The organism is Streptomyces coerulescens (assembly GCF_042657965.1).
GTDB lineage: Bacteria > Actinomycetota > Actinomycetes > Streptomycetales > Streptomycetaceae > Streptomyces > Streptomyces coerulescens.
Window position 1 is genome coordinate 14,515 of sequence record NZ_JBHSKM010000043.1, and the last position, 22,882, is coordinate 37,396.

Sequence of the window (22,882 nt, forward strand, 5' to 3'; positions counted from 1 at the left end):
AAGGGGACGTCATGACGGACAAGTTCGTCGCCGCAATCGACCAGGGAACGACCTCGAGCCGCTGCATCATCTTCAACCAGGACGGCGCGATCGTGGCCGTCGACCAGCGCGAGCACCGCCAGATCTTCCCCAAGCCAGGCTGGGTGGAGCATGACGCGACGGAGATCTGGTCCAAGGTGCAGGCGGTGGTCGCCGGAGCGATCGCCAAGGCCGGACTGCGCACCGACCAGATCAGCGCGCTCGGCATCACCAACCAGCGCGAGACGACGGTCCTGTGGGACCGCGCGACCGGCAAGCCGGTGCACAACGCCATCGTGTGGCAGGACACACGCACCGCGGCGCTGTGCAACCAGCTCGGCGGCTCGGACGGTCAGGACCGGTTCCGCGAGCAGACCGGACTGCCGCTGGCCAGCTACTTCTCCGGTCCCAAGGCCGCCTGGCTGCTGGACAACGTGCCCGGTCTGCGGGCCCGCGCCGAGCGCGGCGAGATCGCCTTCGGCACCATAGACTCCTGGCTCATCTGGAACCTCACCGGCGGCACGGACGGCGGGCGGCACGTGACCGACGTGACGAACGCCGGACGCACCATGCTGATGAACCTGGAGTCCCTCCAGTGGGACTCCTCGATCCTGTCCGCCATGAACGTGCCCGAGGCCGTCCTGCCGGAGATCAGGTCCTCCGCCGAGGTGTACGGGACCGCTGTCGGGCAGCTGGCCGGCGTGCCGGTCGCCTCGGCCCTGGGCGACCAGCAGGCGGCTGTGTTCGGGCAGGCCTGCTACGACGTCGGCACCGCGAAGAACACCTACGGCACCGGTAGCTTCCTGCTGCTCAACACGGGCAACCGGCCGGTGCCGTCGAAGAGCGGGCTGCTGACGACGATGGGCTACAAGATCGGCGACGAGGCGCCGGTGTACTGCCTGGAGGGTGCGATAGCCATAACGGGCGCGCTGGTCCAATGGTTCCGCGACCAGCTCGGCATCATCCGCACCGCCGACGAGATCGAGCCCCTGGCGGAGAGCGTCGAGGACAACGGCGGCGCGTACATCGTGCCCGCCTTCTCCGGCCTGTTCGCTCCGTACTGGCGCTCGGACGCCCGCGGTGTCATCACCGGCCTGACGCGCTACGTCACCAAGGCGCACCTCGCCCGCGCGGTGCTGGAGGCGACGAGCTGGCAGACCCGCGAGGTCGTGGACGCGATGTTCCAGGACTCCGGAGTCGAGATCACGACCCTGAAGGTCGACGGTGGCATGACGAAGAACAACCTCCTCATGCAGCACCAGGCCGACGTACTCGACGTGCCCGTGATCCGGCCCAAGATCTCCGAGACGACCTGTCTGGGCGCCGCGTACGCGGCTGGGCTGGCCACGGGCGTGTGGAACGACCTGGATGAGCTCAAGGCTCACTGGGCGAAGGACGCCGAGTGGACGCCCACCATGACCGCCGAGGTGCGCGACCGCGAGTACCACAACTGGCGCAAGGCGGTGGAGAAGAGCTTCGGCTGGGAGGAAGACGGCGAGAGCTGAGAAAGAGAGCAAGAGGAGAAGCAGCGCCGAGAGCGGCCCACGCGTGCGTGCGTCGCACACGAGCCACGCGCGTGTGCTCAAGGCGCACGGCCCGTACCCCGGTCGGCGGGGGTACGGGCCGTGTCCTGGATCGGGTTCAGGTGGTCACGGTCTGCCTGCGGTCCGCCTGGAAGGCCATCGCGTGCTGGACGACGCCGATGAGGGTCTCCTTGACGGACTCCCGATCGCGGGCGTCGCACAACACCAGCGGAACGTCGGCGTCGAGATCGAGGGCCTGCCGGATGTCGTCCGCCGGGTAACGGGCGGCTCCCTCGAAGCAGTTGACGCCGACGAGAAAGGGTATGGAGCGCCGTTCGAAGTAGTCGACCGCCGCGAAGCAGTCCTCCAGGCGCCGTGTGTCGGCGAGGACGATGGCACCGAGGGCGCCCTCCGACAGCTCGTCCCACATGAACCAGAAGCGCTCCTGGCCGGGCGTGCCGAAGAGGTACAGGACCAGGTCCTCGCGCAGGGTGATGCGGCCGAAGTCCATGGCCACGGTGGTGGTGCGCTTGCCCTCGACACCGCTCGTGTCGTCGACCGGACGTCCGGCCTCTGTGAGCAGTTCCTCGGTGCGCAGCGGCCTGATCTCGCTGACCGCGCCGACGAGGGTGGTCTTGCCCACGCCGAAGCCGCCGGCCACCAGGATCTTGAGCGTGACGGGCTCGACCGGAGGCTTCCCGCGCTCAGAACGCCCGAAGATCATCGATCTCTTCTCCTGCTTGATGGGGGTCGCGCGACGGTGGCCCGTAGCCTCCGCCGCCGGGGGTTTCGATGACGAGTACGTCGCCGGGGCCGACGTCCGCCGAGTCGCTGCCGCCGAGCGTGGTGACCGTGCCGTCCGCGTGTTCCACGCGGTTGGCTCCGAGCGCGCCGGGCTCGCCGCCTGCCATGCCGTAGGGCGGGACCCGGCGGTGCTGGGACAGCGTGGAAACGGTCATGGGCTCGTGGAACCGGAGGCGGCGTACGGCGCCGTCCCCTCCGTGCCACCGGCCGACGCCGCCGCTGCCGTGCCGGAGCGCGAACTCGTCGAGTTGGACGGGCAGTCGCCATTCCAGCACTTCGGGATCGGTGAGCCGTGAGTTCGTCATGTGGGTCTGGACGACGGGCGCGCCGGGGAAGCCGTCGCCCGCACCCGACCCGGAGGCCACGGTCTCGTAGTACTGGTGGCGTTCGTTGCCGAAGGTGACGTTGTTCATGGTGCCGGAGCCCTCGGCCTGGACGCCGAGAGCCGCGTAGAGGGCGCCGGTGATGGCCTGGGAGGTCTCCACGTTGCCCGCGACGACCGCGGCCGGGGGTTCGGGGGCGAGCATGGATCCGGGCCGCACGACGATGTCGAGGGGGCGCAAACAGCCGTCGTTGAGCGGGATGTCGTCGGCGACCAGGGTGCGGAAGACGTACAGGACCGCCGCGTTGACCACCGAGAAGGGCGCGTTGAAGTTGGTGGCCAGCTGCGAAGAGGTGCCGGTGAAGTCGACGGTGGCGGTGCGTTCGGCGCGGTCCACGCGCACGCGTACCCGGATGACGGCGCCGGAGTCGGTCTCGTAGGCGTACTCGCCGTCGTCGAGGGCGTCGATGACGCGGCGGACCGCTTCCTCGGCGTTGTCCTGGACGTGCCGCATGTACGCCTGGACGACGTCGAGGCCGAAGTTCTCGATCATCCGGGCGACTTCGTCGACGCCCTTCTGGTTGGCCGCGATCTGGGCACGCAGGTCGGCGAGGTTGGTGCTGGGATTGCGTGAGGGGTACGGCGCCTCGGTGAGGAGTCGGAGGGTCTCCTCCTCGCGGAAGCGGCCGTTCTCGGCGAGCAGCCAGTTGTCGAAGAGGATCCCCTCCTCCTCGATGGTGCTGCTGTTCGCGGGCATGGAGCCGGGCGCGATGCCGCCGATCTCGGCGTGGTGCCCGCGTGAGGCCACGTAGAAGAGGATCCGGAACTCACCCTCCGTGTTCGCCGTGCCGCCCGTGTCGAAGACCGGGGTGATCACGGTGACATCGGGCAGGTGGGTACCGCCGTGGTACGGGTCGTTGACGGCATAGGTGTCGCCGGGGCGCATCCCGGAGCCGCGGCGCCGGATGACCTCCTTGACGCTCGTGCCCATCGAACCCAGGTGGACGGGGATGTGCGGGGCGTTGGCCACCAGGTTTCCGTCCGGGTCGAAGAGCGCACACGAGAAGTCCAGACGCTCTTTGATGTTGACGGACTGGGCCGTGGACTCGAGGCGGGCACCCATCTGTTCGGCGATGGACATGAAGAGGTTGTTGAAGACCTCGAGCAGAACCGGATCAGCTTGTGTGCCGAGATCGGAACTCTCCGTAATCGCCACGCGTTCCATGACCAGATGCCCGTCATCGGTCGCCACGGCTTGCCAGCCGTCGTCCACGACGGTCGTCGCGCTGGCCTCGGTGATGATCGCCGGGCCGGTGACGGTGTCGCCGGGAGGGAGGAACTCGCGGCGGTGGAGGGGCACTTCGCGCCGGGTGCCGCCGGTGTGGAGGCGGACGGTCGACGGTGCGGACGGGCTGTCCTCGGGGGCGGCCTCGTAAGGGGCGAGAGCGGAGAGATCGGGGGGTTCGGTGATGCCGGTGGCTTCGACGGAGAGGGCTTCGACGACGATCGGGCGGTCGAGGGTGAAGGAGTACGTGGCGCGATGACGTTCTTCGAAGGCGCGCCGCATGGTGTCGGGCTCGGTGAGTTCGACAGTGAGGGTGGTGTCGGTGCCGTCGTAGCGGAGTTGGGCCCGTCGGGTGATCCTGATGCGGTCCTCGGGGACGTCCTCGTCGAGGAGTTCGGCGCGGGCGGCGGATTCGAGGTCGTCCGCCGTCTTCAGGACGCCCGGCATCGAGGCGGTGTCCAGGGGTACTTCCACGGACTGTTCGCGCATGGCCGTCGTGTCGGCGAGACCGATGCCGAGCGCGGAGAGGACGCCGGCCATGGGCGGCACGAGGACGGTACGGATGCCGAGCGAGTCGGCGACCATGCACGCGTGCTGACCACCCGCGCCACCGAAGGTGGTGAGGGCGTAGCGGGTGACGTCGTGGCCCTTCTGGACCGAGATCCGCTTCACGGCGTTGGCGATGTTGGCGACCGCGATCTGGAGGTAGCCCTCGGCGACCTGCTCGGGGGTGCGGTCGTTTCCGGTGTGTTCGCGGATCTCGCGGGCGAGGGCGGTGAAGCGGTCGCGCACGAGGGCGTCGTCGAGGGGCTGGTCACCGTCCGGCCCGAACACCTGGGGAAAGTGGGCGGGTTGGATACGGCCGAGCATGACGTTGGCGTCGGTCACGGCGAGCGGTCCGCCGCCCCGGTAGCAGGCCGGGCCCGGGTCCGCGCCCGCCGAGTCCGGCCCTACGCGGTAGCGGGAGCCGTCGAAGTGGAGGACCGAGCCGCCGCCGGCCGCGACGGTGTGGATGTCGAGCATGGGGGCGCGCAGCCGGACTCCGGCGATCTGCGTGGTGAAGACGCGTTCGTAGTCGCCGGCGAAGTGCGAGACGTCGGTGGAGGTGCCGCCCATGTCGAAGCCGATGACCCGGTCGAACCCGGCGAGCTGCGACATGCGGGCCATGCCGACGATGCCGCCGGCGGGGCCGGAGAGGATGGCGTCCTTGCCGCGGAACTGCCCGGCTTCGGCGAGACCGCCGTTGGACTGCATGAACATCAGCCGGACGTCATCGAGTTGGTCGGCGACATGCTGGACGTAGCGGCGCAGCACGGGCGACAGGTAGGCGTCGACGACGGCGGTGTCCCCGCGCGGGACGAGTTTCATCAGGGGGCTGACCTCGCTGGACAGCGAGATCTGCGGGTAGCCGATGCGGGCGGCGAGCCGGCCGACGGCCTGCTCGTGCGCCGGGTGGAGGTGGCTGTGCATGCAGACCACGGCGACCGCGCGGATCCCCTCGTCGTACGCCTCCCGGAGGGGGTCGGCGAGGGCGTCCAGGTCGGGAGTGTGCAGGACGGTGCCGTCGGCGGCGATGCGTTCGTCGACTTCGACGACCCGCTCGTACAGCAGCTCCGGCAGCTCGATACGGCGGGCGAAGATGCGGGGGCGGTTCTGGTAGGCGATGCGCAGGGCGTCACGGAAGCCGCGGGTGATCACCAGCAGGGTTCGCTCGCCCTTGCGCTCGAGGAGGGCGTTCGTGGCGACCGTCGTGCCCATGCGGACGGCCTCGATGGCGTCCGGGGAGCCGTCCAGCAGCTCACGTACGCCCGCCACCGCCGCGTCGGAGTAGCGTGCCGGGTTCTCCGACAGGAGCTTGTGCGTCAGCAGGCGGCCGTCCGGGCGTCGCGCGACGATGTCCGTGAAGGTGCCGCCACGGTCGACCCAGAACTGCCAGCCTGTCACGTCACTACCCCGCTTCCACGCCGCTCACAGCGCCCGCAGGCCGTTGATCACGTCGCGCAGAATACTCTCGTCGACCAGCTCGGCAGGCGGTACCGGCCGGTTCACATGGACGAATTCCGCGTCCACGAGGTCCCCGACGAGGACCCGTACGACTCCGATGGGCAGATCGAGTTCGGCGGAGAGTTCCGCGACGGACTGCGGGGCGTCACGGCACAGCTCGACGATGTCCACGTGTTCCGGGGACAGTGTCGAGTCGGCGTCCGGGTCGTCCGCCTGCGATTCCGCGACGACCACCGCGATCAGGTCGAGGCGGTGCTGGGCCGCACTGGTGGTGCGGCCGCGTGTCATGGCGTACGGACGGACGACCGGCCCGGCCTCGTCGTCGAACCAGTGGCTTCTTCCCTGACCGTCAGCGCTCATGCCATCCCACTACCCGCCCGAGGTCAGATCGGTGCGCGGAGCGGAGCCCAGATGTACGCCGACCCGCTTGACGAGGAGCGTCATCTCGTAGGCGACCTGGCCGACGTCGGAGTCGGCGTCCGAGAGCACCGCGAGACAGCTGCCGTCACCGGCCGCCGTCACGAACAGGAAGGCTTCGTCGAGCTCGACGACCGTCTGGCGGACGCTGCCCGCCTCGAAGTGGCGGCCAACGCCCTTGGCGAGGCTGTGGAACCCGGACGCGACGGCGGCGAGGTGCTCGCTGTCCTCCCGCGTCAGGTCCTTGGACACACCTGTGGGCAGGCCGTCGCCGGAGAGCACGAGCGCCTTGCGGATGCTGGCGACCCGGTCCACCAGGTCGTCGAGGAGCCAGTTGAGCTCCCCGTACTGGTTGGTCGCGGTGTGGCCGGTCGCCTCTGGTGCGGTCATCGACCGTCCCCCTTAGTCGTTCCTTGTGGTGCTGTGCCGCTGTGGGCGTCGTCGCCCGCGGCGTTCTCCGTACGGCCACGCTGCCAGCCGCGTTGGAGTGAGGCCATCCGGCTGCGTACCTCGTCCGCGTCCCTCTCCACGGGCTCCGGCTTGTCCTCGGTGCGCCGCGCGGGGCCCTGCCTGAGCTGGGGCGCCAGATTGGCCTGTCGTACGCGTCGGGGCAGCGCGCCCGCTCCGGAGCCGGCCGGCGGTGGCGCGGCGGCCGGGCTCGGTGGGGAGTCGTCGGGGCCGCCGGCCGAGATCGCTGGGCGGTGTGTGCGTCTGGGCAGGGCCGGTGGCTCCGGCTGCTCACCGGGGTCCCGTCCGCCGGCGGACGGGATTCCGGGGCGCTCCTCCGTGCGGTCGGGCCCGTCGACCGCCCCGCCTCGGGGTCCGGTACCGCGGCGGCGGGTCGGCAGTGGAGCGAGGCCGTTCGGCTGCGGTCGGTTCGGGGTCGCCGAGGGCTCGGCCTCCGGCTTCTCCCGCCGTGATCGCTGCTCGGTGACGGGGCGGCCGTGGGAGCTGACCAGCTTGGGTGTGCTGCGGCGGGGCAGTGGCACCGGGGCGCTCGCATCGTTCTCGGGGCCGGTCCGGTCCGGGCCGCCGGGGATGCCGGAGACGGGGTTCTGGTCGCCGAGCGGGCCGGTGGCCTCGGTCTCCGTGGGGCCGAGGGCGCGGCGCGGACGGAAGAGGCCGCCGCGATCGCCGTCCTCGTCGTCGAGATGGTCCGGGAAGTCACCGAGCGCGTCGAGATCGACGGGGGCCTCCAGCTCGACCGGGCCGTCCAGGAGCGAGGTTGGCAGGCCGGGCACGCGGACCGGCACCTGGGAGAGGGCCGCCCGGCGTGCCTCCTCCAGTTCGGCTTCCTTGGAGGGCGTGGGCCGGTCCAGACGGAACCCGATGCCGTTGGTGTCGGGCACGTCGTCGGTGAGCAGCGCGTCGGGGATGAAGACGACGGCGGTGGTGCCGCCGTACGGCGACGGCTGGAGGGAGACGCGGACGTTCTGGCGCTGGGCGAGCCGGCTGACCACGAAGAGGCCGAGCCGGTCGGTGTCGGACAGTTCGAACTCGGGTGTCTCCGCGAGCCGGAGGTTGGCGTCGAGGAGAGCCTCGGCCGCCATGCCCAGACCGCGGTCGTGGATCTCCAGGGTGAAGCCGTTGGCGACGCGCTCGCCCAGTACCTGGACGGCGGTGTGCGGCGGGGAGAACACCGTGGCGTTCTCCAGGAGTTCGGCGACGAGGTGGGTGATGTCCGCGACGGCGGGGCCGGTGACGGCGACGCGGGGCAGGCGGCGCACCTCGATGCGCTCGTAGTCCTCGACCTCGGCGACGGCTGCGCGCACGACGTCCATGAGCTGGACGGGCTTGCGCCACTGCCGGGAGGGGGCGGCGCCGGAGAGGATCACCAGTCCTTCGGCGTGGCGGCGCATACGGGTGGTCAGGTGGTCCAGGCGGAACAGATCGGCGAGTTCGTCGGTGTCCTCGGTCCGGCGTTCCATGGTGTCGAGGAGGGTGAGCTGCTTGTGCAGCAGGACCTGGCTGCGGCGGGCGAGGTTCACAAAGACCTCGGAGACGCCGGCGCGCAGTTCGGCCTGCTTGACGGCGGCCTCGACGGCGGCGCGCTGGAGGGTGTTGAGGGCTTGGCCGACCTCGCCCATCTCGTTCTTGTCGTACTCCAGGCGCGGAACCTCGGTCTCCACGTCGACCTGTTCACCGGCGGAGAGGCGGCGCATCACGCTGGGCAGTCGTACACCGGACGCCTCGTGGGCTTCCAGGCGCAGCTGCCGCAAGTCGCGGATGAGGCTGCGGCCGATCCGCACGGAAAGGATGAGCGACAGCAGCAGGGCGACCAGGCCGAGGACGCCTGCGATGGCGGCCTTGACGATGACGCCCATCGCGACGGGCTGGACGCGCTCCTGATAGCGGGTGCCCGCTTCGTCGTTGAGTTTGCTGAGTTCTTCGAGGACGCTGCCTGCGGCGGTGTCCCAGCTCTTGGCCTCGACGATGCTGGGCCTGCCCGGCTGGCCGAAGATGACGGCCTGCTCGGCGACGCGCAGCGGAGCGGTGGAGGCGTTCTTCCAGAAGCGCTCGTAGCGCTCGCGCTCCGTCGACGGCAGGTCCGTCAGGCTGACGTCGTACATGAGGGTGCGCTGGGCCACGAGGTCGGAGACGTCGCGGATCTCCTCGCGGGTGAGCTTGCCGACGACGAGGGCGGAGCTGAGCAGCGCGTCCTCGCGCGAGAGGAGCTCGCGGGCGCGGGTGACGTTGAGCAGGGCGCGTGCCTGCTTGTCCATCGCGACGCTGTCGATGCCGTCGAGGGAGCCCAGCAGGGCGTAACAGGGGTCGACGAGCCGGTTGTAGAGGTAGAGGGCCTGGGCGCGGGTCACCGTCCCGTCCTCGACGCTGCGGCGCAGGGCGTCGATACCGTCGAAGGCGTCCAGGACCGCGGTGAGGCTTTCCTCGTCGCCCTCGTCCATCCCGTCACGGACGTCGGGGTCCTTGGCGTTCTTGCGGATCTCGGAGACGGAGGCGTCGGTGGCGCGCCGGGTGACACGCAGCGCCGTCAGTGCGTCCGAGGCCCGCGGATCGGCGAGATAGACGAGCGCCTGACGGCGCTCCTGCTGGAGAACGCGGACGGCGTCCTCGGTGGAGTAGCCGATCTTCTCGACGAGGGACGACACCGTGAACAGCTGGGCCACACCTCGCCCCGTGAGTACCGTGGCGAATCCCCAGATCGCGGTCAGGGACACCAGCGGCACGAGAAGCAGCGCCACCATCTTCCGGCGGATCGACTTCCCGCGAAAGCGCATGGCCTCCCCCAGCTCAAACCCCCCACCGGTCAGGGGGCACACCTGTGCGTCAACAGTCGGCGCGAGCCTACTACCGACGCACAAGTAACTCGAAGAGCGGTCCGGAACCTGAACTTCCGTACCGGCGACAAGACATGTGGAGTTGTCCGTTCATTACGGGAGATTGCCTACCGCGATCCCCTGGCACTCAGAGGGAGAGAACCGGCCGGTTTCTCTGGCCAGTTGGCCGGATTTTTATCATTCCGGGGAATCTTCGGGTCGTGCCGTTCGTCCTTCTGTACAGGAAATGGGGGCGGAAGGGGCCACAGGAGCCGCATCCTGCCCCTGAGGGGCCTAAAACAGCGCAAGCCGGGCAGCCACTGGGAAGTCGGGTCTACGGACACGGGCAAGTGGTCTGCTGGCGGTGGGGAGTGACACGGTGATGGGCACGGCGGAGCGGCGTGAGGCGCCCGAGGACGGAGCCACGGCGCACGAGAGGGCGCGACGCGGCCCCGAAGCGCTGGATCGCGACATTCCGGCGGGCGCGCGCACAGCGACAGTGACCTGCGAGGCCCCGGTGGCCGACCGCGTCGTTAAGGCGAACAGGGACGATGTGGTGGCCGACTCCCGTGGCAGGGTGCCGATGGACGACGACGTCGCGACCGACGGTGAGCGGGGGCCCGGGGGCTGGTCCGGCTACCGACCGTTGTGGGTGGAGGAGCCGGCACGGCGGCGCCGGATGCCCGATCCGGTGCGCAGGTCGGCGGTGCGGGCCGTGCTGATCATCGCGTTGACGCTGATACAGGCGATGGTGGCCTTCCTGTGCACGCTGGCGGGATCGTGGCTGGCGTTCCCCATGGTGATCAGCAGTGTCGTCAGCACCGTGGTGGCCACCTGGGGCGCCCTCGACGTCTGGGTGACCCGCCAGGTGTGGAACCAGCGCAACGGCGTGGTCTCGGCCCCGAGCAGCACGGCACGGTCCCTGCGACGCGAGCGGCGCCGAGCCCGGCGGCTGGCGCGGGAGGCCGAGCGCGCGCAGGAGCGAATAGGCCGACGGGGCGGGACGGGCCGGTTGTCGCACTCCTGAGAAGTTCGGTCCTGCGCGACCGCGGCTCCGGCCGTGACGGTTCGCGGATCACCCGGCAGTCGCCCTTCGAGGACTGGACGTATGTCCCGCTGCCGCTGAACGCCTATGAGTTGTACGACGACCTGGAGCAGGCCCCGACGGCGCCGAGCGCCCCACCGGCCTGTTCAACCCCCACCGGCCCGTTCGACCCGGCTCACCTCATTGACAGTGTCCTGCCGCACTGACACTGTCCTTGATCCACGCAGCCGCCGAGCCGCTCCCTCCCCCACTTCGGCCCATGAGGAGTCCGCTCATGTCGACAACGGAGCAATCAGCCGGTCCAGACAGTAGTGACGACAGCGAACTCGCGGAGTTCGGCTACAAGCCCGAACTCAAGCGCACCCTCGGCAACTTCCACACCTTCGCCGCCGGGATCAGCTACATCTCGATCCTGACCGGCACGTTCCAGCTGTTCTACTTCGGATACGGCAGCGGCGGTCCCGCCTACTGGTGGTCGTGGCCGATGGTGTTCGTCGGCCAGTTCATGGTCGCCCTCTGCTTCGCGGAGCTCGCCGCCCGCTATCCCGTGGCGGGCTCCGTCTACAACTGGTCGAAGAAGATAGGCAACCCGCATCTGGGCTGGCTCGCCGGCTGGATGATGCTGGTGGCGTCCATCGTGTCGATCTCGGCCGTGGCGCTGGCGTACCAGTTGACGCTCCCCCAGATCTCCTCGGCCTTCCAGATCGTGGGCGACGGCACCGGCAAGTACGACGTGGCGACCAACGCGGTCATCCTGGCCGCGGTGTTGATCCTGTTCACCACCCTGGTGAACGCCTTCGGCGTCAAGCTGATGGCGAGGATCAACACGGCGGGCGTGTTCATCGAGCTGATCGCCACCGTCGTACTGATCGTCCTGTTCGCCGTCCACGTCACTCGCGGCCCGCAGGTCGTCCTGGAGACGAACGGGACGGGGGCGGACTACGGCACGGGGTACCTGGGCGCGTTCCTCGTCGCCTCGCTGGCGTCGGCGTATGTGATGTACGGCTTCGACACGGCCTCCTCCCTGGGTGAGGAGTGCCTGGATCCGTCCCGCAACGCACCGCGGGCCATCATCCGGGCCATCGTGGCCTCGTTCGTCCTCGGCGGTCTGATCCTGCTGCTGGCGCTGATGAGCGTCTCGAGTCTGAAGGGCGAGAAGCTGTCGACGGACGGCCTTCAGTTCGTGGTGCTCGACGTGCTCGGTCCCACGGCCGGGAAGGCGATGCTGTGGTGCGTCCTGATCGCGGTCACGGTGTGCGCGCTGGCGGTGCACACGGCGGCGATCCGGCTGGCGTTCGCGATGGCCCGGGACAACAACCTGCCGGCGTCCTCGCGCCTGGCGAAGGTCAGCCCGCGGTTCCAGACGCCGGTGCTGCCGACCGTGATCATCGGGATCCTGGCGCTGTCGATCCTGGTGGTGAACATCCGCCAGCCGCAGATCTTCACCGTCGTCACGAGCATCGGCATCATCATGATCTACCTCGCCTACCTCGGTGTGACGACGCCGATGCTGGTGGCGCGGCTGCGCGGCAGGTGGCAGCCGGCGGGGGACGGGAAGTTCTCGCTGGGGCGTTGGGGGCTGCTGGTCAACATCGTCGCCGTGGTGTGGGGCGCGGGCATGACGCTGAACCTGATCTGGCCGCGTGCCGCGGTCTACAACGCGGCGGCCCCGTACCACTGGTATCTGCGCTGGGGCGCGGTGCTGTTCGTCGCCGTCATCGCGGGCGGCGGCTTCGCCTATTACTGGTTCGTCCAGCGGCACCGGACGGGCGTCCTCGCCGAGCACAGCCTGGAGGGGACGGTGACGGCCGGAGACGGTCCCGTCGCCTCGCCGGTGGCGGAGTGAGCGGCCCCGCCGCCCGGTTCACCGTCCTTGCCGCCGTCCTCAGGGTGTCGCCGGCGCCGGGCGCTTGAACATCCGGGTCGCGGTGATCTCGCTGTGCACCGCCTCCCCCGCCTGGGGCTGCTGGGGCAGTCCCGGGCGGAGGTGTTCCTCGACGCTGATGTACTTCAGGCCCGCCCGGAGGTCGGCGTCGTTGCGCAGGCGGATGACCAGCGGGAACTCGGCGAGTGCGGTGGTGTCGAACAGGCCGGTGGTGTAGAGGAGCTGGACGCCGAGGGCGTCCGACACGGCGCGCTGGAGCTCCAGGAGGTAGGTCGCGTTGGCGCGGCCGATGGGGTTGTCCAGGAACAGCGTGCCGGCGTGACGGTGCTTGTCGCGGCCCCGGTCGTTCGAACGCAGCGCGGCCATCGTGCAGTACAGCGCGATGGCAGCCGTGAGCAGCTGGCCGCCGGAGAACACGTCTCCCATCTGCCCGACGGGCACGCGCTCGGCGCGCAGTACGGCGTCCGGCTTGAGGATCTCGACGGCGACGCCCTTGGGCTGGAGCGCCGCCGCGACTCCCCTCAGGAGCAGCGACATTCCGTCGCGCCGCAGGTCGGAGTTCTTCTTCACGGCCGCGCGCGTCGCCTCGTCGACGACCTCGCCGAGCCGCTCGGTCAGAGTCGCCTGGTCGGGCTCCTCGAAGCGGATGCGCAGGAACTCCTGTCCGGACCACTCGCCGAGCCCCTCGGGCAGCCGGGACAGCCGCTGGGCGGACCGCAGGGTCGCGAGGGCGGACTCGACGAGCCCTCGCAGCCGGTCCACGATCGAGTCGCGGTTGCGCTCCAGCTGGGCCAACTCGTCCGTGAGTACGCGGAGTCGGGGCGCGAAGGCGTCCGCCCACTTCTGCGCGTGCTCGGGCAGCGCGGAGGCGGGCAGTTCGCGGATCTGCTGGCGGGCGGGGGTGCGGACCTGCTCGTAGCGCGTGGAGTTGGCGTGCCGTACGAGCACGTCGCTCGCCTCACGCACGGCGGCCTCGGCGGCGGAGAGATCGGCGGCGCAGCCGCGCAGCGACCGTCGGGCCTCGGCGGCGGAGTGCCGGGCCTCTTCGGGACTGCCGGGATAGGGCTCCGACTCCTCCTGCTCCTCGTCGGAGGCGTGCTCCCGCAGCAGGTCGCGCAGCATCGCGGCGATCTCGTCGAAGCCGCCGGCCGCGTCCTCGGCACTCCGGTGGGCTTCGAGGAGCTCCGCGTGCGCCTCGCGGGCCTGTGCCAACGCCTCGGTGCGGGACGTGAGTTCGCCGGTCGCGGTGCGCAGCAGCGCCTGCGCGTGGTCGGCGTCGCGCGGCTGGAGTTCCTCGGACAGCTCGGTGTGCGCCTCACCGTCCTCGGGGGCGTGCCGCTCGGCCTCGCCACGCAGTCGGCCGAGTTGTTCGCTCGCGCTGGACATGCGGGTCTCCAGGAGCTGCACCAGCTCCTCGGCGCGCGCCGCGGCAGCCTGACGGGAGGGTCCGTCGGAGCCGTCCGGCGATTGCAGGAGTTGTTCGGCCCGGGTACGGACCTTGTTGCTCAGCCGGTCCAGTTCCGCGCGTGCCGCGCTCTCGTCGCTCTCCGCGCGGGCCTGCTCGGCACGCAGGTCGGCGCCGACGCCGACCTTCTCGTACACCTGGGACGCGGCCCGGTACGCCTCGCGCAGCGCGGGCAACGACGTCTGCGGCGCATCGCCGTCCGTGTCCGGTACGTCGTCGGGGGCGCCCGCGATCTCCGAGCGCTCGGCGCGCAGGGCACGCGCGGTGCGGCGCGCGTCGTCGGCCGCGCGCTGGGCGGCACGGCGGTCCTCGTCTGCGGCGCGGGCACGCTCCAGGCAGGTCTGGGCTCGGGCCTCGGACTCGACGGCCTCGTCGGCGAGTTCGCGCAGTTTGACCTGCCAGCCGGCCCGCTCGCGCAGCCGGAACGCCAGCCCGGCCAGGGCGTCGGCGGAGCGCCGGGCCTTCTGTGCGGACTCCTGCCGTTCGTCGCGGACCTGGGCCGCCTCGGCGGCGGCTTCGTCGGCCTCGGCCCGCACGGTCCGCGCCTCGGCGAGTTCGGCCTCGGTCTCCTCGGCGAACGCGCGCGCCTCCCCGGCCGCCCGTGCCAGCTCCACCAGTCGGCCGTCCGGGCAGCCGGTCCGCCACGAGGCGAGTCGTGCCGCCAGTTCACGGTCCTTGCCGAGCCGTGCGGCGAGGCCGCGGATCTCCTCGTCCCGCTCGGTCGCCCGCGCGCGCAGCGCCTGGCGCTCCTCGTCGGCGGCGAGTTCGTCGTGCATGGCCGGGTTCGGAGGTACGAGGAATACGTCACCGTCCGGCGCTTCGGCGGCCGGAGTCGGGGCGAGCAGGGCGGCGGCCGTGCCCACCGCGACGGCGGACCGGGGCAGCAGGGCCGCGTCGCCCAGCACCTCGCGGGCACGCGCGTGCGTGGCGGGGTCGGTGATGATCACGCCGTCGACCAGTTCGGGCCGGGCGGCGAGCACGCGCGCGTGGTCGGCGGGGTCGACGGCCTGGGCGAGGTAGCGCCAGCCGGGCAGCGCCGGGATGCCCTGTTCGCCGAGGAACTCCACGGTGGCGAGCACGTCCGGGCCGGGCGGCAGCAGCCCGCCGTCGCCGAGGGCGCCCAGGATCCGGGCGTCGTCCGCGGCGGCCGTACGCAGCTCGAAGAGCTGGCGCTCGGCGGCGGAGACGGCGTCGTCGAGCAGTTCGCGCAGTTCGCCGGCGAACCGGTCCAGCTCCTCCGGGGTGAGAGCGCCCCCGCGCGCCGACCCGCCCTCCTTGTCGTCGTCACCCGCGCGCGGGGCGGGCACGGGCCCGCGCTTCGCACCGGACTCGCCGGTCAGGCTGAGCAGTTCGGCGAGCCGCTCCTCTGCAGCCAGCCCCTCGGCGAGCCGCCGCTCGGCTTCGTATGTACGCTCCGCCGCCGTCGCCGCGTCTGCCGCGCGGGCCGCCGTCAGTTCCGCGCGGGACTCGGTCGAGGCCGCCTCGCGCGCGTGCTCCGAGGCGCGCCGGGAGGCCTCGCGGGCGGTGTCCCAGGCGGCGACGGCGCTCTTCTCGGCGTCGCTCGCCGCGAGGGCGGCGCGGGCCGGGTCGGCGTCGGGCGCGCTGTCGTCGAGCCAGCCCGCGCGTACCGCCTCGGCGGTCTCCTGCTCCACCTCGGTCAGGCGCTGCCGCAGATGCCCGGCCTCGCTGCGGGCGCGCTGCGCGTCGGTGGCGGCGGCGGTGGAGTCCCCGTAGGCGGATTCGCTGACCTCCTGAAGGGCGGCGGACCGCTCCTCCCCCTCGTTGGCCAGGCTCTCGGCGCCCTCCGCCGCGGCGTGCAGGGCCCGTACGAGATCGACGGCGGCCTTGGCGCGGGCGGCCAGTGCGGGGGCCGCGTCCCGCTCGGCCTCCTGGATGGCGGCGGCCACGCGCGCGACGCGGTCGGAGGCGGCACGGTGGCGCAGGACGGCTTCGGCGGCCTGCCAGGCGGAGTGCAGGGTGCGTGCGTCGGCGAGCTCGCGCTTCTGGGCGGCCGCGGACTTCTCGGCTGCGGCGAGCGCCAACGAGGCGTGCCGGTAAGCCAGTTCGGCGGCGATCAGCGCGCTGCGCTCGCGGGCCGCCTCGGCGTGGGTGACGGCGTACGCGGCGGCGGTGACCCGCTGGGCGAGATCGGCGGCCCGTACCCGCTCCTGGACGCCCCGCGCGGACAGCCGCCGGGCCAGGGTCCGGGTGCGCCGCTCGGCGCCGGCGTGGATGTCACGCGCGCGTGAGCGGGTCTCGGCGGCCTCGACGATCCGCCCGAGCAGGTCGACGGACCCGGCGGTGAAGTCCCGCTCGGCGATCAGCTCGGCGCGCCGGCCCAGCTTGTTGCCGAAGCCGCCGACCAGGTCGGCGAGGCCGTCGGTGTCGCGTGTGTCGGTCACGGCCCGCAGCAGCAGGTCGGTGAAGTCGGCGTCCTTCTTGACCGCGAAGAGGCCGGCCGCCTCACCCTCGTCGGCGTTCATCTCGCGCTGGTAGCGGAAGAGTTCGGGGTCGAGGCCGAGGTCGCCGAGGTGCTCGATCCAGCGGTCGTGGATCTCCTCCCAGTGCACCTCCAGATGCGGATACGCCTTGCCCGCCTCCGTGATCGCGTCCCGGAAACCCTTCATGGTGCGGCGGCGGCCCTGTGCGCCGGACTGGCCCTCGACGGGCGGCCGTACGGCGGTGGACTCGGCGACGGGCAGATTGTCCAGGGACAGCCCGGGGCCGGGCCGGAAGGAGTACCAGGCCTCGGCGAACTTGCGCGGGTCGTTGGAGACCTGGCGTCCGCGCCACTCGCTCACCTTGCCGACCACGACGCACTCGCCGGTGAGGGTGTGCTGCCACTCCAGTGCGACATGCCCGCAGTCGTCGGCGAGCAGGAACTTGCGCAGCACGCCGGAGCTGGCGCCGCCGAGGGTGTTGCGGTGGCCCGGCAGCATCACGGAGAAGATCAGCTTGAGCAGGACCGACTTGCCGCCGCCGTTCTCCAGGAAGAGCACGCCTGCCGGGGCGGGCCGGCGCGGCGGGCCGACGGGCTCCTCCTCGAAGAACTCCGCCTGCGTGGGGGCGGGGTCGGGCACGGGCTCGCCGACACCGCGCAGGTCGAGCACGGTGTCGGCGTAGCGCGCACCGGCGGGCCCGATGGAGTAGAGGCGGACGCGGGACAGCTCGTACATGGCGGACTCTCGTAAGTCTTCGGCAGATCGGTGAGGTTCGGGGAACTGAGGGAGGGGGTGTGGCTCAGGCTGAGTGGAACGGCAACCCGGCGTCGGCCACCAGCTCCAGGTCGTCCGTCTCCTCCGCGGGCAGCAGGGTCGGTGTGCCGTCGGTGACCGGGACGACGCCCAGCTCCAGCAGCTCGGCCATGGCGGCGCTGCCGGCCATGTCCCGCACCTGGAGCTGGTAACGAGCGGTGGTCCGATAGGTACCGCCGTTGTCGTCACCGGTCCGCTGGAGGAATCCGGAGTCGGTGAGGAAGGCCACGGCCTTGCCGATGATGCCGGTGGTGGAGCCGGCGAGCCGGCGCGCGTCCTTGGTGGCGCCGGTCGCGCTGCGTCTCACCCAGATCCGCCAGGCGGCCTCCAGGCCGGGAGCGTCCGTGGCGGGGTCGGTGTTCTCCCCCTGCTCATCGGCGCGCTCCTCCAGCCGGCGGCAGGCCTGCCGGACGAAGGCGTCGACGCCGTTGACGGTGACGCGCCCGATGTACGCGTCGTCGGCGAGGTCCTCGGGCCGTGGGAACGCCATGGCGGCCACGGCGAGATGGGCAAGGCCGTGCAGGAACCGGTCGCTGCCGTCGGCGGACGTACGACGCGCGTAGTCGCCCATGCGGACGGCGAACACGGAGTCCTCGGCGGCGGTCACGGCCATCCCCGCGCGCGGGGACACCTCCAGCACGACCAGTCCGAGCCCCGCGGCCACGGCGTCCGCGAGCCGCGCGAACGGCGGGTCCTCGCGGTACCGGCGCAGCAGATCGGCGTACTCCTGGTCCCGCGCGGGCTGCAACTTGGGCTGGAGCCCGAAGGCGACGAGCCGCGCCGCGTCGGCGGCGTCGGCGGGGGTGACGGCGGCGGTCGCCGACGGGGCGGCGGCCTCCGGCTCACTCCGATCGACGTGCTCGGTCACGGTTGCGGCTCCTCGGTGCGGTGCTGGTGCTGATGCAGGCTCATACGGTGCTCGACGCGGCTCATGCTGCTTCCGTTCTGTCGGCCGCCATTCCCACGGCGTCCAGCAGGGCCGTGCCGACGATGAGGTCGGCGCCGCCGAACTCGGGGTCGTCCAGCTCGGTCCCGTCGTCCACGGCGAACAGCAGCTTCTCCTCGCCCTGCCGATAGGCCGTGCCCACCGGCGGACTGGCCGCGTGCACGGCCAGCAGCGCGACCAGGTAGGGCAGTTCGGGGTCCCGTCGCCGTGCCTCGGCCAGCAGGCCCGAGAGCCGGCGCGGCGCGTCGGCGGGCAGGTCGAGCAGGACCGTCGCCGCGGCCAACTGCTCCTCGCTGAACCGGCTGTCGTCCGGTGTCGCGATGAGGTCGGGCTCGGGCATCTCGGCGCCCAGGTGCTCCCGCTCCACGGGAGGCGTCAGCAGTATGTCGACGAGGTCGGCCACACGGACCGACACCGGCGTGCGCAGCCCGGTCCCGCGCGCGAAGTAGGCGTCCGTGACGCGGACCGCCTGCTCCAGCGGCAGCGGGAGCACCGGCGAGACCAGGTGCCCGTACAGGTCAATGCCCGACGTGGTCATGGGCGTCGCGAAGGCCTGCCGGTCCTGTTCGGCGCGGAACAGGGGACCGGCCTCCAGCAGGCGGGACTGCAACTGAGTGTGCCGTCGGATGCAGTCCTTGACGATGTCGACGAGCTCGGCCGCGCGGCGCTTGTGCTCCGGGTCCTCGGTCTCGTCGCGTGCCTTGCGGATGTTGGTGAGGATCGCGTTCTCGTGGCGGTACCGGTCGGCGACGTGGTCGAGGGCCTCGGCGATCATGTCCGGAACGGAGTTCAGCCAGTCGACCGCCCGGACGTTGCGCCGGGTGGCGTCCAGGGCGCGGCGGAGGGTCTCGGAGTACTGCACGGTGCGGTACCGGGCCTGCTCGGCGGCCAGCTGGGCGTCGGCGAGGCGGCCGCGGTTGATCAGCACCTCCAGCTTGACCTCGGCGGCGATCTGCGCGCTGGTGACATCGGTGTCGAGAGCGCCGACGAGGACGTTGACCGCCTCGTCGGTGGTCCGGAGGTAGACGCTGCCGCCCGGCCCCGGCACTTCCTCGATCAGCTTGAAGTCGTAGTCACGGCGGACATAGCTGCCGTCCGGCGCGAAGGTGCCGTAGACGGCCCGGAAGCCGCGGTCCACGCTGCCGACGTTGATCAGGTTCTCCAGGACCCAGCGGGCCACGCGCTCGTGCTCGGCGACAGGGCGGCGCGGGGCCTGGGCGGCGATACGGGGGATGAGGCGGGCGACTATCTGGTCGTGGTCGGCGCCCGTGTCGAAGTCCATGTTGAGTGTGACGAGGTCGATGGCGGCGAGCGCCACCTCGGCCATGCCGTACACCGAGTACTCGCCGGCGAGGTTCGCCTTGCGCGTGTCGAGGTCGTGCAGCGGCGCGGTGCAGGCGAGCGCGCGCAGCCGCCGCGCCAGGCCTTCGTCGGCGGCCGGGCCCGGAGCCGGGCGCGACCCTGCGCTGAGCTGGGGCGGAACACGGTCCGTCGATGCGGGTGAAGTCACGGTGCACAGACTAGGTCCTGGGTCTGACAACGACCGAACCCTCCGCTGGGAGAGCCGGGGAACTGACGGTCGTGTTTCGCCCGCGGGTCCGGATGCGGCTGGTCGCGCCCACGCGGCGGAGCCGCCTATCGATACAGCCCCGCGTCCCTAGGGCGTGCTCGTCACCCGGCGTCGATAGACCTCCACGACGCGCTCCAGCGAATCCTGGAGGTAGACCGCGAGCAGTTTCTCCGCCTCTGCCCGGTTCCCCGCCCCCAGCGCCTGCAAGATCTGCTGGTTGCGGGTGAGATACGGCTCGTGCAGGCGCTTCGGGTCGTCCACGACGTGGAAGGCGAGCCGTAGCTCGGCGAAGACGCTGCGCATCAGTTCGTCGGTGCGGGCGCTGCCCGCGAGGGCGACCAGTTCCCGGTGGAAGTGGATGTTGGCGGTACCCACACCTTTCCAGTCGTCTTCGGCGGACGCCCGGCGGCCCTCCTCGACGGCCGCCGCGAGCCCGTCCAAGTCGTACGGCGGCTCCCCGAGCCCTCGCACGACCGCGCACTCGACCAGCCCGCGCGTCCGGTAGATGTCCTCGACGTCCTCGACGGTCAGGACCCGGACGAAGACCCCCCGATTCAGCTCGTGCACGAGCAGACGTTCATGGGTGAGCAGCCGGAACGCCTCGCGCAGGGTGTTGCGGGAGACGCCGAGCGCGCCGCCGATGCTGTCCTCCGACAGACGGGCGCCGGGTGGGAAGAACCCTTCGGCGATACGGCTCCTGAGGATGTCGGAGACCCGCTCCGCGGTGCTCGTACGGCCGAGGAGCGCGCGGTCCTCGGACAGTGAGGTCAGGTGCTCGTCCATGCGGGAATTCAACCGCAGACCACAAGAACGAACCAACATGGGTATTGAGGGATCGTTGAACAATCCCCTACGGTACTTCGCACCGGCACGGCTCACCCCCCCATGCACCCTCCGTCCCCTCTCTGCGAGGTGCCCATGAGCGCGACCCCTCCACCGCAGGCACTGACCCACCCCACCGCTGACGAACGCGCCGCCGACGACGGCGCGTTCGGCTGGCTGCGCGCCCTGGGGCCGCGCGGCCGCCGCGCCTTCGCGGGCGCTTTCGGCGGGTATGCCCTGGATTCCTACGACTACTTCACGCTACCGCTGAGCATGGTGGCGCTGGCGGCGTACTTCGGCCTGGACAGCGGCCAGACCGGTCTCTTCACCACCGTCACGCTCGTTGTCTCCGCGATCGGCGGTGCCCTCGCCGGAGTGCTGGCCGACCGGATCGGCCGGGTCAAGGCGCTGATGATCACCGTGATCACCTACGCGGTTTTCACCGTCGCCTGCGGTTTCGCGCCCAACTACGAGACGCTGCTGGTCTTCCGGGCCCTCCAGGGCCTCGGATTCGGCGGCGAATGGGCGGTCGGCGCGATCCTGGTCGCCGAGTACGCGAGCGCCAAGCACCGGGGCCGTACCCTCGGCGCGATCCAGAGCTCGTGGGCCGTCGGCTGGGCGCTGGCCGCGGTCATGTACACCGTCGTCTTCTCGCTCGCCGACGACGATCTGGCCTGGCGCGTGATGTTCTGGACCGGCGCCCTGCCCGCGCTGCTCGTCATCTGGATGCGGCGCCGGGTGCACGATGCCCCCGAGGCCGTCGCCGTGCGCGAACGGAGCACCGAGAAGGGCAACTTCGCGGCGATCTTCAAGCCCGGCCTGCTGCGTACGACGATCTTCGCGGGGCTGCTGTCGACCGGTGTGCAGGGCGGCTACTACACCCTCGCCACCTGGGTGCCGACCTATCTCAAGACCGAGCGCGAGCTGTCGGTCGTCGGCACCGGCGGCTATCTGACGTTCCTGATCTCAGGCGCCTTCCTCGGCTATCTGACCGGCGGTTATCTCACCGACCGGCTGGGCCGGCGGCGCAACATCTGGCTGTTCGCGCTGCTGTCGGCGGTCTGCATCCTGGCGTACGCGAACATCCCGAGCGGCGCCAACACCCTCCTGCTGATACTCGGTTTCCCGCTCGGGTTCTGCATGTCGGCGATCTTCAGCGGCTTCGGTTCGTACCTGAGCGAGCTGTACCCGACGGCGGTGCGCGGCACGGGACAGGGCTTCACGTACAACACCGGCCGCGCGGTGGGCGCCGTCTTCCCCACCACGGTCGGCTTCCTGGCCGACAGCTGGGGCGTGGGCGGCGCGCTGGTCTTCGGCGCGATCGGCTACGGCATCGCGGCGCTGGCCCTGCTCGGACTGCCGGAGACGCGCGGGAAGGAGCTGGCGTGAACCCTACGGTCACCGTCAGGGCAGCCGACCAGCCCGTCGCCGCCATCGACGAGCAAGCGCACGCGTGGAGCCCCGCGACCGCACGGGCCCGCTTCCGGGACGGCCTGACCGGCCCCACGGCCGGGGTCGCGGCCGGGCACACCCAGGTCAATCTGATCTCGGTGCCCGCCGACTGGGCGTACGACATGCTGCTGTTCTGCCAGCGCAACCCCAAGCCCTGTCCGGTGCTCGACGTCACCGACGCCGGTTCCTGGACGACCGTGCTCGCCGACGGCGCCGACCTGCGCACCGATCTGCCGCGCTACCGGGTGTGGCGGGACGGCGAGTTGGTGGACGAGCCGACGGACGTGCGCGCGCACTGGCGGGGCGATCTGGTGTCGTTCCTGATCGGATGCAGCTTCACCTTCGAGTCGGCGCTGACCGGGGCGGGCGTCCCGATCCGCCACGTCGAGCAGGGTCGCAACGTCCCGATGTACGTCACCGGTCGGCAGTGCCGGCCGGCGGGGCGGCTGCACGGCCCGATGGTGGTGTCCATGCGCCCGGTGCCGCCGCAGCACGTGGCGGCGGCCCTGCGGGAGACCGGCCTCCTGCCGGCGGTGCACGGCGCCCCCGTGCACTGCGGTGATCCCTCGGCGCTGGGCATCGCGGACCTCGGCCGGCCCGACTTCGGCGACCCCGTGGACCTGGAGCCGGACGACATCCCGATGTTCTGGGCCTGCGGCGTGACCCCGCAGGCCGCCGTGATGGCCTCCCGCCCGCCGTTCGCCATCACCCACGCACCGGGCCAGATGTTCCTGACCGACGCCCGCGACGAGCAGTACCGCATCGTCGCCTGACCGAAGAGATGACAGGACG

At 71.3% G+C, this 22,882-nt stretch carries 14 protein-coding genes; 5 read left to right on the top strand and 9 right to left on the bottom strand.

The window, feature by feature from the left end:
- Nucleotides 1–11: 11 nt before the first annotated feature.
- Complete coding sequence (gene glpK, locus ACFPQ9_RS36455) at nucleotides 12–1,523, top strand: glycerol kinase GlpK (RefSeq protein ID WP_380863031.1); 1,512 nt, start codon at nucleotides 12–14, stop codon at nucleotides 1,521–1,523.
- Between the two features lie 136 nt (nucleotides 1,524–1,659).
- Here the strand turns inward: glpK and ACFPQ9_RS36460 are convergent, their stop codons facing one another.
- Genes ACFPQ9_RS36460 through ACFPQ9_RS36480 form a run of 5 tightly spaced genes read right to left on the bottom strand, consistent with a single transcriptional unit; the run spans nucleotide 1,660 to nucleotide 9,612 of the window.
- The gene (locus tag ACFPQ9_RS36460) at nucleotides 1,660–2,265 is read right to left on the bottom strand and encodes a GTP-binding protein (RefSeq protein ID WP_380863033.1); all 606 of its coding nucleotides are present in this window, start codon (nucleotides 2,263–2,265) and stop codon (nucleotides 1,660–1,662) included.
- Complete coding sequence (locus tag ACFPQ9_RS36465) at nucleotides 2,246–5,896, bottom strand: hydantoinase B/oxoprolinase family protein (RefSeq protein ID WP_380863035.1); 3,651 nt, start codon at nucleotides 5,894–5,896, stop codon at nucleotides 2,246–2,248. The genes ACFPQ9_RS36460 and ACFPQ9_RS36465 overlap by 20 nt, the downstream gene beginning before the upstream one ends.
- A gap of 24 nt (nucleotides 5,897–5,920) precedes the next feature.
- Entirely contained in the window at nucleotides 5,921–6,316 is a 396-nt protein-coding gene (locus ACFPQ9_RS36470; protein WP_380863037.1) for a DUF742 domain-containing protein, read from the bottom strand.
- A gap of 9 nt (nucleotides 6,317–6,325) precedes the next feature.
- The gene (locus ACFPQ9_RS36475) at nucleotides 6,326–6,763 is read right to left on the bottom strand and encodes a roadblock/LC7 domain-containing protein (protein ID WP_380863039.1); all 438 of its coding nucleotides are present in this window, start codon (nucleotides 6,761–6,763) and stop codon (nucleotides 6,326–6,328) included.
- Nucleotides 6,760–9,612, bottom strand: coding sequence for a nitrate- and nitrite sensing domain-containing protein (locus tag ACFPQ9_RS36480; protein ID WP_380863041.1), 2,853 nt, complete (start codon nucleotides 9,610–9,612; stop codon nucleotides 6,760–6,762). The genes ACFPQ9_RS36475 and ACFPQ9_RS36480 overlap by 4 nt, the downstream gene beginning before the upstream one ends.
- A gap of 421 nt (nucleotides 9,613–10,033) precedes the next feature.
- On the opposite strand from ACFPQ9_RS36480, the gene ACFPQ9_RS36485 reads away from it, so the two are divergent.
- Nucleotides 10,034–10,678 carry a hypothetical protein gene (locus tag ACFPQ9_RS36485; RefSeq protein ID WP_380863043.1) on the top strand — a complete coding sequence of 215 codons (645 nt, stop codon included), beginning with the start codon at nucleotides 10,034–10,036 and terminating at the stop codon, nucleotides 10,676–10,678.
- A gap of 292 nt (nucleotides 10,679–10,970) precedes the next feature.
- Complete coding sequence (locus ACFPQ9_RS36490) at nucleotides 10,971–12,542, top strand: APC family permease (protein ID WP_380863045.1); 1,572 nt, start codon at nucleotides 10,971–10,973, stop codon at nucleotides 12,540–12,542.
- Nucleotides 12,543–12,581: 39 nt separating this feature from the next.
- Here ACFPQ9_RS36490 and ACFPQ9_RS36495 read toward each other — a convergent pair whose 3' ends face one another.
- The 4 genes from ACFPQ9_RS36495 to ACFPQ9_RS36510 form a co-directional block, all read right to left on the bottom strand.
- Nucleotides 12,582–17,222, bottom strand: coding sequence for a hypothetical protein (locus tag ACFPQ9_RS36495; protein ID WP_380863047.1), 4,641 nt, complete (start codon nucleotides 17,220–17,222; stop codon nucleotides 12,582–12,584).
- 64 nt (nucleotides 17,223–17,286) lie between these two features.
- Entirely contained in the window at nucleotides 17,287–18,168 is an 882-nt protein-coding gene (locus ACFPQ9_RS36500) for a hypothetical protein (protein ID WP_380863049.1), read from the bottom strand.
- Between the two features lie 61 nt (nucleotides 18,169–18,229).
- Nucleotides 18,230–19,756 (bottom strand): hypothetical protein, encoded by a 1,527-nt coding sequence (locus ACFPQ9_RS36505; RefSeq protein WP_380863051.1) that lies wholly within the window; start codon nucleotides 19,754–19,756, stop codon nucleotides 18,230–18,232.
- Nucleotides 19,757–19,903: 147 nt separating this feature from the next.
- On the bottom strand, nucleotides 19,904–20,599 hold the full coding sequence (locus ACFPQ9_RS36510; RefSeq protein ID WP_380863053.1) for a GntR family transcriptional regulator: 696 nt from the start codon (nucleotides 20,597–20,599) through the stop codon (nucleotides 19,904–19,906).
- 135 nt (nucleotides 20,600–20,734) lie between these two features.
- Here ACFPQ9_RS36510 and ACFPQ9_RS36515 point away from each other — a divergent pair, with 135 nt between their 5' ends.
- Both ACFPQ9_RS36515 and ACFPQ9_RS36520 read left to right on the top strand, forming a co-directional pair.
- Nucleotides 20,735–22,027: an MFS transporter gene (locus ACFPQ9_RS36515; protein WP_380863055.1), complete on the top strand. Its 1,293-nt coding sequence runs from the start codon at nucleotides 20,735–20,737 to the stop codon at nucleotides 22,025–22,027.
- Nucleotides 22,024–22,863, top strand: coding sequence for a putative hydro-lyase (locus tag ACFPQ9_RS36520; protein WP_380863057.1), 840 nt, complete (start codon nucleotides 22,024–22,026; stop codon nucleotides 22,861–22,863). Before ACFPQ9_RS36515 ends, ACFPQ9_RS36520 begins: the two co-directional genes overlap by 4 nt.
- Nucleotides 22,864–22,882 lie beyond the last annotated feature (19 nt).